The 11,809-nt window shown below is 71.8% G+C and carries 8 protein-coding genes; all 8 read left to right on the forward strand.

The features are described 5' to 3' along the window. Positions 1–365: 365 nt before the first annotated feature. The gene (gene leuS, locus OHS59_RS29680) at positions 366–3,248 is read left to right on the forward strand and encodes a leucine--tRNA ligase (protein ID WP_328496406.1); all 2,883 of its coding nucleotides are present in this window, start codon (positions 366–368) and stop codon (positions 3,246–3,248) included. Positions 3,249–3,570: 322 nt separating this feature from the next. Then, the gene (locus tag OHS59_RS29685) at positions 3,571–4,383 is read left to right on the forward strand and encodes a hypothetical protein (RefSeq protein ID WP_328496407.1); all 813 of its coding nucleotides are present in this window, start codon (positions 3,571–3,573) and stop codon (positions 4,381–4,383) included. Between the two features lie 72 nt (positions 4,384–4,455). Continuing rightward, a complete protein-coding gene (locus OHS59_RS29690) occupies positions 4,456–5,301 on the forward strand; it encodes a DegV family protein (RefSeq protein ID WP_328496408.1) in 846 nt (281 codons plus the stop codon). A 131-nt stretch (positions 5,302–5,432) separates the two neighbouring features. Further along, positions 5,433–6,707, forward strand: a complete 1,275-nt coding sequence (locus OHS59_RS29695) for a ComEA family DNA-binding protein (protein ID WP_328496409.1) — start codon at positions 5,433–5,435, stop codon at positions 6,705–6,707. 110 nt (positions 6,708–6,817) lie between these two features. Continuing rightward, entirely contained in the window at positions 6,818–9,607 is a 2,790-nt protein-coding gene (locus tag OHS59_RS29700) for a ComEC/Rec2 family competence protein (RefSeq protein ID WP_443061523.1), read from the forward strand. Positions 9,608–9,611: 4 nt separating this feature from the next. Continuing rightward, the gene (locus tag OHS59_RS29705; RefSeq protein ID WP_328496410.1) at positions 9,612–10,439 is read left to right on the forward strand and encodes an arylamine N-acetyltransferase family protein; all 828 of its coding nucleotides are present in this window, start codon (positions 9,612–9,614) and stop codon (positions 10,437–10,439) included. 172 nt (positions 10,440–10,611) lie between these two features. Continuing rightward, positions 10,612–11,493 carry a YceI family protein gene (locus OHS59_RS29710; RefSeq protein WP_328496411.1) on the forward strand — a complete coding sequence of 294 codons (882 nt, stop codon included), beginning with the start codon at positions 10,612–10,614 and terminating at the stop codon, positions 11,491–11,493. 65 nt (positions 11,494–11,558) lie between these two features. Then, a complete protein-coding gene (locus OHS59_RS29715) occupies positions 11,559–11,804 on the forward strand; it encodes a hypothetical protein (protein WP_328496412.1) in 246 nt (81 codons plus the stop codon). Positions 11,805–11,809 lie beyond the last annotated feature (5 nt).

Below are 11,809 nucleotides of genomic sequence, written 5' to 3' on the forward strand. Positions count from 1 at the left end.
CGAGCCATACCGAGGAGTACGAGGTTTGAGTTATATCGCTGTTATCAAAGGGCGGCGAGGGAGTTGTGATGTCCCTTAGCGGCCCTTACGCGAAGTAACCTTTGACCTTTGTCCAGCGTTTGCCGACGCGGCGCGGGGAGCGACACTCAGTGCCGGAGCGTAGCCGAAAGCGCGTCGCGGCCCGCTCGGCCGCTGCGGTACCCTGACGCCATGCGTGCCGTACGCCTTCTGCTTAGTGAGCCGCGCTGATCAATCCCGGTCGTCGGAGAACCGCGACCGGCATCGGCGCGGCGCCCCCTCCTGTGCGAGGGGTTTTTTCATTTCCTGAGCCGCTGGCAGAGACGATCGATGGAGCTTTGAGGATCATGAGCGAGACGAACACCGCTGCCTCCGAGGCGGCAGCGCCGCACCGCTACACGGCTGCCATGGCCGAGCAGATCGAGGCACGCTGGCAGGACGTATGGGACGCCGAGAACACCTACGCGGCACCCAACCCGAAGGGTGACCTGGCAGGTGACCCCGGGCTGGTCGCCAAGCCCAAGAAGTTCATCATGGACATGTTCCCGTACCCCTCCGGTACGGGCCTGCACGTCGGTCACCCGCTGGGCTACATCGCCACCGATGTGTACGCCCGGTACCAGCGCATGACCGGCCACAACGTCCTGCACACGCTGGGCTTCGACGCCTTCGGCCTGCCCGCCGAGCAGCACGCCGTGTCCACGGGCGAGCACCCCCGGATCACCACCGAGGCGGCCATCGGCAACATGAAGTCCCAGCTGCGCCGTCTGGGCCTGGGCCACGACAAGCGCCGGTCCTTCGCGACGATCGACCCGGACTACTACAAGTGGACCCAGTGGATCTTCCTGCAGATCTTCAACTCCTGGTACGACGCCGAGGCCGACAGGGCCCGCCCGATCGCCGAACTGGTCGCACAGTTCGAGAGCGGTGAACGCGCGCTGCCCGGCGGACGTATCTGGAGTGAGCTGACTCACGCCGAGCGCGCCGACGTCCTGTCCGACCACCGTCTGGCGTACGCCTCCGACGCGCCCGTCAACTGGTGTCCCGGCCTGGGCACCGTCCTGGCGAACGAGGAGGTCACCGCCGACGGCCGCTCCGAGCGCGGCAACTTCCCCGTCTTCAAGGCCAAGCTGCGCCAGTGGAACATGCGCATCACCGCCTACGCCGACCGACTGCTGAACGACCTGGACGCACTGGACTGGCCCGAGGCCATCAAGCTGCAGCAGCGCAACTGGATCGGCCGTTCCGAGGGCGCCCGCGTCGACTTCCCCATCGACAGCGACGCCATCCCGGTCTTCACCACGCGCCCGGACACGCTGTTCGGCGCGACCTACATGGTGCTGGCCCCCGAGCACCCGCTGGTCGAGAAGTTCACCCCGGCCGCCTGGCCCGAGGGCACCCACGACGTCTGGACGGGGGGCCACGCCACCCCGACCGAGGCCGTCGCCGCCTACCGCGCGCAGGCCGCCTCGAAGTCGGACGTCGAGCGGCAGGCCGAGGCCAAGGACAAGACGGGCGTCTTCATCGGCGCGTACGCGACCAACCCGGTCAACGGCGAGCAGGTCCCCGTCTTCATCGCCGACTACGTCCTGATGGGCTACGGCACCGGCGCGATCATGGCGGTTCCGGCGGGCGACCAGCGCGACTTCGAGTTCGCGCGGGCCTTCGAGCTGCCGATCCGCTGTGTGGTCGAGCCCACCGACGGCCGGGGCACCGACACGTCGACGTGGGAGGACGCCTTCGGATCGTACGACGCGAAGATCATCAACTCCTCGAACGGCGACGTCTCGCTGGACGGTCTGGGCGTCACCGAGGCCAAGGCGCGCATCACCGAATGGCTGGAGGGCAAGGACGTCGGCCGCGGCACCGTCAACTTCCGGCTGCGCGACTGGCTGTTCAGCCGGCAGCGCTACTGGGGCGAGCCCTTCCCGATCGTCTACGACGAGGACGGCATCGCCCACCCGCTGCCCGAGTCGATGCTGCCCCTGGAGCTGCCGGAGGTCGAGGACTACTCGCCGCGCACCTTCGACCCGGACGACGCGAACACGTCCCCGGAGACCCCGCTGTCCCGCAACGAGGACTGGGTCAACGTCGAGCTGGACCTGGGCGACGGCCGCGGCACGCGCGCGTACCGCCGCGAGACCAACACCATGCCCAACTGGGCCGGTTCCTGCTGGTACGAGCTGCGCTACCTGGATCCCCACAACTCAGAGAAGCTGGTCGACCCGGAGATCGAGCAGTACTGGATGGGCCCGCGCGAGGGTCAGCCGCACGGCGGTGTCGACCTGTACGTCGGCGGCGCCGAACACGCCGTGCTGCACCTGCTGTACGCGCGCTTCTGGTCCAAGGTGCTGTTCGACCTGGGGCACGTCTCCTCGGCGGAGCCGTTCCACAAGCTGTACAACCAGGGCATGATCCAGGCCTTCGTGTACCGCGACAGCCGTGGCATCGCCGTACCGGCCGCCGAGGTGGAGGAGCGCGACGGCGCCCACTACTACCAGGGCGAGAAGGTCTCCCGGCTGCTGGGCAAGATGGGCAAGTCCCTGAAGAACGCGGTCACTCCGGACGAGATCTGCGCCGAGTACGGGGCGGACACCCTGCGCCTGTACGAGATGGCGATGGGCCCCCTGGACGTGTCGCGGCCGTGGGACACGCGCGCGGTGGTGGGCCAGTACAGGCTGCTGCAGCGGCTGTGGCGCAACGTGATCGACGAGACCACGGGTGACGTCACCGTCGTCGAGACCGCGGACGCCGACATCGACCCCGACACACTGCGCGCCCTGCACAAGGCGATCGACGGCGTACGCCAGGACCTGGAGGGCCTGCGCTTCAACACCGCCATCGCCAAGGTCACCGAGCTGAACAACCACCTGACGAAGGCGGGCGGCGCCATCCCGCGCAGCGTGGCCGAGTCGCTGGTGCTGCTGGTCGCGCCGCTGGCCCCGCACATCGCGGAGGAGCTGTGGCGCAGGCTGGGCCACGCCGACTCCGTCGTCCACCGGGACTTCCCGGTCGCCGACCCGGCGTACGCCGTGGACGAGAGCGTGACCTGCGTCGTCCAGATCAAGGGCAAGGTCAAGGCGCGCCTGGAGGTCTCCCCGTCGATCTCGGACGAGGAGCTGGAGAAGGTGGCGCTGGCCGACGACAAGGTGATCGCGGCGCTGGACGGAGCGGGCATCCGCAAGGTGATCGTGCGGGCGCCGAAGCTGGTGAACATCGTTCCGGCGTAGGTGACGGAACGGCGGCGACAGCGTTCCGGCGCAGTCGGCAGGAGAGCGGCCACACCGTTCCGGCTCAGTTGACGGAACAGCGGCGTGGCCGCCGGCGCAGGTGACGGAACGCCGTTCCGGGGTATTCCGGGTAGGAGACGACCGGGCGGCGGCCGGTGCGGCGCGGCTCGGGGTCTTCCCCTACGGGCAGGTTGGGGGTTCTGCTGGAACCCTCGGCCTGCCTTTTCCGTTTACGGTGAAAGGGCCCACAAGTGCGTGAAAGAGCCCGCAAGCACTGGACGCAGCACCGGCAAGCACCGGACGCAGCACCGAGAGGACCGTCATGGAAGCCGTGGTCGCCATCATGGCGCTGATCTTCGTGCTGTTCGTGGCACTGGGCGTGTACGCCACGGTGAAGGCGGTCGGCGCCGCCAAGCGGGGCGTGGACCGCACCGTCGCGCAGGCCCGCCGCACCGTGGAGGACCACACCCTCCGAGCCAAAACCTTCGCCCAGCCGGGAGCCCAGGGCCAGCTCGCCCAACTGCGCCTCTCCCTGCGCACCTCGATGCGGGCGACCCAGGACGCGCTGCAGGCGGGCGTGAGCGAGGACGAGTCGCTGAAGGAGTCCCTGGCGCTCTTCAACCGGCTCAGCGCGCACGGCCACGAGCTGGACGGCGAGTTGAAGCGGCTGGAGCGCGAACCGGACAGGGCGCGCCTCGCCGAGCGGCTGCCCGCGCTGCGGGAGCGCACCGAGCAGATAACGAAATCGGCCGACGCACTGCGCTGGGCGGCGCGTGACCGTGCCCAGCGCTTCGGGACCGACGACCTGGACTCGCTGAGCACGCAGATCGGCATGGAGGCGGGGGCGCTGCGGCACTGGACGACGGAGCCGTCCTCCGCGCCGCCGACCGGTTCGGTTCCCGGACCGGCGACGGAGCCCCCGTCCGCCCCGTCCGCGGGGACGACAGAGTCGGCCGCCGCTCCGACCCCGCCGCCGTGGCCGGAGGCCCCGGCCGCCGCCGCGGACCAGCAGACCTGGCCGGAGAACCCCGAATCGCGCCGGGCCGAGGAGCCCACCCGGGCCGCGATCGACGCGCCCAGGCAGCGGCCCGCCTACCCTTGGGAGAAGAAGCCCCGCCCGGAGAGCACGACTTGATACCGCCGGTCCGGCAGCGGGCGGCAGAGCCCGGGCTGCCTTCCACGCCCACTGACAGGTAATCTCCAGCTCATGTCCCGCCATGTCGCGATCGTCACCGATTCAACGGCCTACCTGCCGCCGCGGACGATGGAGCGCCACGGCATCACCGCGGTGCCCCTGACCGTGGTCCTCGGCGACCAGGCTCTCGAAGAGGGCACCGAGATCTCGGCCCGCTCGCTGGCCCTGGCCCTGCAGAAGCGGCGGTCCGTCACGACCTCCCGGCCCAGCCCCGAGGTCTTCGCCGAGACCTACCGCCGCGTCGCCGGGTCCGGCGCCACCGGCATCGTCTCGCTGCACCTGTCCTCCGAGTTCTCGGGCACCTACGACGCTGCCGTCCTCGCCGCACGTGAGGCTCCCGTGCCCGTGCGCGTGGTGGACACAGGGATGGTCGCGATGGCCCTCGGCTTCTGCGCACTGGCGGCCGCCGAGTCCGCGGAGGCGGGCGGCACGGTCGACGACGCGGTCACGGCGGCGGAGAAACGGGCCGCGGGCACGTACGCGTACTTCTACGTCGACACCCTCGACTATCTGCGCAGGGGCGGCCGGATCGGGGCGGCACAGGCGTTGTTCGGGTCCGCGCTGGCCGTCAAGCCACTGCTGCAACTGGACGGCGGGCGCATCGAACTCATGGAGAAGGTGCGCACCGCCTCCAAGGCGATCGCCCGCCTCGAAGAGATCGTGGCCGACCGGGCCGGGAGCGCCCAGGTCGACATCGCCGTCCACCATCTCGCCGCGCCCGACCGCGCCTCGGCCCTCGCGGAGCGGCTGAGGGTACGGCTCCCGGGGCTGGCCGACCTGCATGTGAGCGAGGTCGGAGCGGTGATCGGGGCGCACACGGGGCCCGGTCTGCTGGGGGCGGTCGTCTCCCCTCGGTGAGAGGGCGGATCGACGGCCCGGAGTGGCCGCACCGACTCCGGCGGGTGACGGAGTTATCCACAACCGGGCGGTAATCCCCAGGAATCGACCAAGATCATCGAGGATCGTGCTTCGTGCCCGATTCTCGTCGCATGGGACTTCGATCACCTTCACGGACCACGACAGCCACCAGCGGACCGGGCCGCGGCCCGGTCTCGGACAGCCGGATGCGCTCCGACAGTCGTACGCGTCCCGGCAGCCGTAGCCGCTCCGACAGCCGTACGCGACATCGGCGTCGGCTGCATCGTGGAGCGGCCCGGCGCCGAGAGGCCTCGGCGGAGGCGCTGCGTCTGCGCGCGGAGAGGCTCTTCGCGCCGGAGCCTCAACGGACCAGGGTGCGCGGGCGGTTGCGGCACGGGCCGCCGGCGGAGTGGGGTGACGGGGGCGGTGACGGCGCCCTCCAGGGGCGCGAGGAACTGCGCGACCGGCCCTCACCGGCCCGCAGCCGACCACGCACCTCATCGGTTTCGGGATGGAGCCCCGGGGCGGGGGCTGGAGCCGGAGCGCTCGGGGATGCGGACGGGGCCGCGGACGAGGGTGCCGGCGAGGGCGCGGACCGGGGTGCGGAGGAGGTCGTGGTCGCGGAGGACGTCGAGGGCGCGGTCGGGGTCGTGGAGGAGGTCCGGCGCGCTTCCTCGTGGCGGGCGCGGGCCGGGCTCGCCGTCCGGGAGCGGATGCCCTTGTGGGTTCAGTCCAGGTGCGGGCTGGAGCGCAGGAGCGTGGCCGCACTGTCGGTGGTGCTGGTCGTCGCGGCGGTTCTGGCCGCGCAGCATTTCTGGTCGGGACGGACCCAGCCGGTGCGGGCTCCGGAGGTCGTGAGGGCCGCGGTTCCGTACGGGGAGGAGGGCCAGGGCGGGCAGAAGACCGCCGCCGGGACCACTGCCGTCGCACGGGCCCCGGTGGGAGCGGGGACCGGCCCGCCGATCGTGGTGGACATCAGCGGCAAGGTGCGCGAACCGGGTATCCATCGGCTGCCGGCCGGTTCCCGGGTCGCCGACGCGCTCAAGGCCGCGGGCGGGGTGCGTCCCGGCACGGACACCGAAGGCCTCAACCGCGCACGGTTCCTGGTGGACGGTGAGCAGGTGGTGGTCGGGGCGCCGCCGACGGCGGCCGGGCCCGGTGCGGCTGGGGTCGCGGGTGGTACGGGTCCCGGTGGGGCCGTCCCCGACGCGACCGCGCCGGTCGCCCTCAACACGGCCACCCTGGAACAGCTGGACACGCTGCCGGGCGTCGGCCCCGTACTGGCGCAGCACATCATCGACTACCGCACCCGGCAGGGAGGTTTCCGCTCGGTCGACGAGCTCCGAGAGGTCAACGGAATCGGGGACCGCCGCTTCGCCGACCTGCAGAATCGCGTACGGCCATGACGGGGCCGGGACCGGGACCAAGGCCGGGACCGGGACCAGGGCCGGGGCAGGGGCCGGAGACGGGGGCGGGACCGGAGCTGAGGCCGGGGCTGCGGAGCCGTCGGCCCGCTGTGCACGCGGGCTCCGGCAGCCCGCTCGGGGCCGCGCATCCTCGCCAAGAGGGTCCGGCGGATCTGCGGCTGGTCCCACCGGCACTGGCGGCATGGGCGACGGCGGCGGCGACGCTGGACGCACCGCCGGGGTGGGTCGTGGGGGTGGTGGGCGTCTGCCTGGCCGTGGCGGGATGGCTCTTGCTCGCGGGGCGGGGGCCTGTGCGGGGTGCGCTGCCCGCTCGGGGGTGGGCGGGGGCGCGGGGACGGGAGCCGGTGCGGGAGCCGCACCCGCAGTTGATGTCGACGCCGATGCGGATGCCGACGCCGACGCCGACGCCTGTGCCGGAGCAGGGGCCAGTGCTGCAGTCGAAGCCGGAGTGGGAGCCGCAGCGGCTGCGGCAGCGGCAACCGGAGCCGGAGCCCGAGCCGAGGTCGGATGCCCCGGATCTGTGGGTGCGCCGGAGCGAGGGCGGCGACCGGCGAGCCGGTTCGTGGCTGAGCGGATGGCGTTCCTGGTCGAAGGCATCCGTCGCGGCCGTGCTGCTCTGCGCCGCGGCTGCCGCCGCCTCCGGCGGGCTGCACGGTGCGGACCTGCGCAGGGGCCCGATCCCGGAGTCGGCGCGCCAGTACGCCCGGGTGACCGCCGAGGTGGAGGTCACCTCCGACCCACGGCTCACCCGTCCCCGGATCAAGGGCAACCACGCGGCCCCGACCGCGATCCTGCTCGACGCCGAGGTCCGGCGCGTCGAGAACGCGGACGGGACGGTGACGCGGACCCGTACGCCGGTGCTGTTGATCGTGGACGCGGGGCGGGGGAGAGAGCGAGGGGAGGGGGCGGAATCGGGTTCGGGGGTGGCCGGTGAGCGGCGGGCGGGCTCGCTCTGGCTCTCCCTCCTGCCCTCCACCCGGGTGCGGGTGACGGCACAGGTCGCGCCCGCGCTCGGGGGCGGGGACCGGATCGCGGCGGTGCTCCGCGTGCGGGGCGCCGGGCCACCGAGGGTGGTCGGGCAGCCGTCCGGCACGCAGCGGTTCGCCGGGAAGCTGCGGGACAGACTGCGAGCGGCGACCGACGGACTGGATCCGGACGCGCGGGCGCTGCTGCCGGGGCTGGTGGTCGGGGACACCTCACGGCTCACACCGGAGCTGGACGAGGCGTTCCGGGCGACCGATCTCACTCACCTCCTCGCCGTGAGCGGAGCCAACTTCACGATCGTGCTTGCCCTGCTCATCGGGCCGCCGGGCCGGGCCCAGCAGATCGAGCGCCGCGGACTCGCGCCCCGGCTCGGTCTCCCGCTGCGGGCGACCGCCCTGTGCGGAGGCGCCCTCACGCTCGGCTTCGTGATCGTGTGCCGGCCGGACCCGAGTGTGCTGAGGGCCGCGGCCTGCGGATCGATCGCCCTGCTGGCCATCGCCACCGGCCGCCGCAGATCACTGATCCCGGCGCTGGCCACGGCGGTGCTCGTGCTGGTCCTGTACGACCCGTGGCTGGCCCGGAGTTATGGCTTCCTGCTCTCGGTGTTCGCCACCGGTGCGCTGCTCACACTGGCCCCGCGGTGGAGTGCCGCACTCCGCAGGCGGGGGGTGCCACCGAGATGGGCCGAGGCGTTGGCGGCCGCGGGGGCCGCGCAGGCGGTGTGCGCGCCGGTCGTCGCCGTTCTCTCGGCGCGGGTCAGTCTGGTGGCGGTGCCGTGCAATCTGCTCGTGGAGTTCGCGGTCGCGCCGGCCACGGTGCTGGGCTTCGCGACACTGGCCACGGCTCCCTGGGCGATGCCGGTCGCGAAAGTGCTGGCCTGGTGCGCGGGTTGGCCCGCCGGATGGATCGCGGACATCGCCCGGGTGGGTGCGGCCCTGCCGGGCGGAGGCGTGGACTGGCCGGGAAACTGGACGGGGGCGCTGCTGCTCGCCGGTGCGATCGGCGCCGTCGTGCTCGTCGGGCGCAGGCTGCTGCGGCATCCCTGGCTGAGCGCCGCCTGCGGGGTGCTGCTTCTACTCGTGCTGGTGCAGCCGCCCCCTCTCACCCGGGTGATCACAGGCTGGCCTCCGCCGGATTGGCGGTTCGCGATGTGCGATGTCGGTCAGGGCGACGCGACGGTGCTCGCGGCGGGCGACGGCAGCGCCGTGGTGGTGGACGCGGGACCTGACCCGGTGCTCGTCGACCGGTGTCTGCGTGCGCTCGGCGTCACCCGGGTCCCGCTGGTCGTGCTGACGCACTTCCACGCGGACCATGTGGCGGGGCTGCCGGGTGTGCTGCGCGGGCGGTCGGTGGGCGCGATCGAGACGACGGGGTTCGAGGAGCCGCTGGAGCAGGCCGAGTTCGTCCACCGGCAGGCCGCGGTCCGGCGCATCCCGGTGACGCGGGCGGTGGCGGGGGAGCGGCGTCGTACGGGTGGGCTCGACTGGCAGGTGCTGTGGCCGCCACCGAGTCCGGCACCGGTGCCGGAGGGCCCGAACGACGCGAGCGTCACCCTGCTCGTCCGGTCGGCAGGGCTGACGATGCTGATGCTCGGAGACCTCGAACCCCCCGCGCAGCAGGCGTTGTTGCGATCACCGGCCGGGGTCGGCCTGACGGCCGTGGACGTCCTCAAAGTCGCCCATCACGGGTCGGCCCACCAGGACCCGGACCTCATGCGCAGGGCGGCGCCACGCCTCGCGCTCGTCTCCTGCGGCGCCGGCAATCCCTACGGGCACCCGGCTCCGAGCACGATGGCGGCACTGGAAGCAGGGGGCGCGCAGGTGCTGCGCACGGATGTGGACGGGGCGGTAACCGTGGGAGGAGGAGACGATCACCTGCTGATCACGCGAGACTGAGGGAATGAAACCCGCACAGGTCGATTCCTACCTCCGCCGGATCGGCGTCACCCACCCCGCCTGGCCCACCGCCGACGTACTCCGTGAACTGCAGCTGCGACACCTGCTGACCGTGCCCTTCGAGAACCTGTCGATCCACCTCGGCGAGAAGATCGTGCTGGCGGAGAAACCGCTCCTGGAGAAGGTGGTGGGCGCCCGCAGAGGCGGCTTCTGCTACGAACTGAACGGGGCGTTCGGCGGGCTGCTCAAGGCCCTGGGCTTCGACGTGACGCTGCTCGCGGGGCGGGTCTACGGGGAGGAGGATCGGCTCGGGATTCCGTACGACCATCTGGCACTGCGGGTCCGGACGGTGGACGGGGGCGACTGGCTGGCCGACGTCGGGTTCGGGGCGCACAGTCACTACCCGCTGGCCTTCGGGGAGCGGGGCGAGCAGACGGATCCGGCCGGCACGTTCCGGGTGATCGTGGCCGGGGCGGATCCGGCCGGGGTGCGCGGGAGCGCCGGGGAGTTCGGGGATCTGGAAGTGGTGCGGGACGGCAAGTCCCAGTACCGGCTGGAGACACGGCCGCGGGTGCTCGGGGACTTCGTGGCCGGGGCCTGGTGGCACAGCACCTCGCCGGCGTCGCATTTCACACAGTCGCTGGTCTGCTCGCGGGTCACCAAGGACGGCGGGCGGATCACGCTCAGCGGGCGCACCCTCACGGTCACGGACCCCGACGGCGGGAGGACGCCGGTGGACCTGGGCACGGACGAGGAGGTGCTGAAGGCGTATCGGGAGCGGTTCGGGATGGTGCTGGACCGCGTCCCGGTTGTCCGGAAGAGCGGAGACTGAGGGAAGAACATAAACGGAACGCTCAATTCGGGCTACTCGTGCGTAGTACCAGCACATGCGCTGGTTTCCTGCGATGTAGTCGCCTGTTGCCTCTAAAGTCGCATCGGTGGTCGAATACCTCCCCAACAGCGAGTGTTTTCACAGCGTGTGTTGACGCGAGGGTGGGTCGCAGATGGTCGGCAGCTGGCTGGGGAACCGTTCGAACCGGGGGCAGGCGGCGGGCAATCTCGCCGCGGTGCCGATGCCGGAGGGCGCCGGAGTGCTCGGCTGTCGGGTGCTGGATCCGGACGGCCGGCCGGTGCCGGAAGCGGAGTTCCTGGTCACGGACGCCGCGGGGCGCAGGGTGGTCGGCGGGGAGCTGGATCCGTTCGGGTCGTTCCTGGTGACGGTTCCCGCCGGTGAGTACCGCCTCGCGGTGTCGGCCGACGGGCACGCCCCGTACCGGGCGAACGTCACGGTGCCGGATAACGAGGTGGCCGCGCTCGGTGACGTCATCGTGAATCTCGCGCAACCGCCCGCGTTACCGGAGCCGGGGGACTGGGAGATAGAGCCGACCCACTCCTCGATCGGCTTCACGGCACGGCACATCGGGATGGCGCGGGTACGGGGGCGGTTCAACACCTTCGCGGGGATCGTGCGGGTGGCCGAGAACGTGGAGCAGTCGGCCATGCATGTGGTGATCGACGCGGCGTCGATCGACACCAACGTCAGGACGCGCGACGGGCATCTCAAGTCAGCGGACTTCCTGGACGTGGACCGGTTTCCGACGGTGGAGTTCTACAGCGACCGGTTCACGCACCGGGGCGGCAGCAGGTGGGGGATCGCCGGGGCGCTGTCCTTGCACGGGGTGACGCGGACCGTCACGCTCGACACGGAGTATCTGGGGGTCGGCAACGGCGCGGAGGGCGAGGTGCGGGCGGCCTGCCGGGCCACCACCGAGTTGCGCCGCGACGACTTCACGATGAGCTGGCAGTCGATGCTCGCGCGGGGCATCGCCATGGTGGGGACGAGCATCACGATCGACCTGGACATACAGATCGTCCCCAAGGGCTGACCCGGGCGTCCGGTCGCAGGGTGCCCCCGGTACGGCGCGTTGTCACGGTGCCGGAAAATGGCCGGGTGAGCGACGTGAGACATGTACTGGTGCTGCCCGACCGCGATGCCGCCGAGGAGGCGGCGGAGGCGCTCGGGGAGCGGTTCGCACTCGACGAGGAGCCCCAGCTGGTGCGGGACGCCCTGGCCGGCGAGGACGACGCCGAGGACGCGCAGTGGCTGCTCGTGCTGCACGACGAGAACGGGCGGCTCGACGCGCTGGAGCTGGACGAGTTCGTGCGGGAGTGGGACGGCTGGCGCGAGGAGCCGTAGCCGCG

It is taken from the genome of Streptomyces sp. NBC_00414, from assembly GCF_036038375.1.
In the GTDB taxonomy this organism is placed as follows: domain Bacteria; phylum Actinomycetota; class Actinomycetes; order Streptomycetales; family Streptomycetaceae; genus Streptomyces.

Excerpts from the sequence above, each read along its gene's own strand:
- OHS59_RS29695 (WP_328496409.1), top strand. The coding sequence starts at position 5,433 with ATGGGACTTCGATCACCTTCACGGACCACGACAGCCACCAGCGGACCG.
- leuS (WP_328496406.1), top strand. The coding sequence starts at position 366 with ATGAGCGAGACGAACACCGCTGCCTCCGAGGCGGCAGCGCCGCACCGC.
- OHS59_RS29690 (WP_328496408.1), top strand. The coding sequence starts at position 4,456 with ATGTCCCGCCATGTCGCGATCGTCACCGATTCAACGGCCTACCTGCCG.
- OHS59_RS29705 (WP_328496410.1), top strand. The coding sequence starts at position 9,612 with ATGAAACCCGCACAGGTCGATTCCTACCTCCGCCGGATCGGCGTCACC.
- OHS59_RS29710 (WP_328496411.1), top strand. The coding sequence starts at position 10,612 with ATGGTCGGCAGCTGGCTGGGGAACCGTTCGAACCGGGGGCAGGCGGCG.
- OHS59_RS29685 (WP_328496407.1), top strand. The coding sequence starts at position 3,571 with ATGGAAGCCGTGGTCGCCATCATGGCGCTGATCTTCGTGCTGTTCGTG.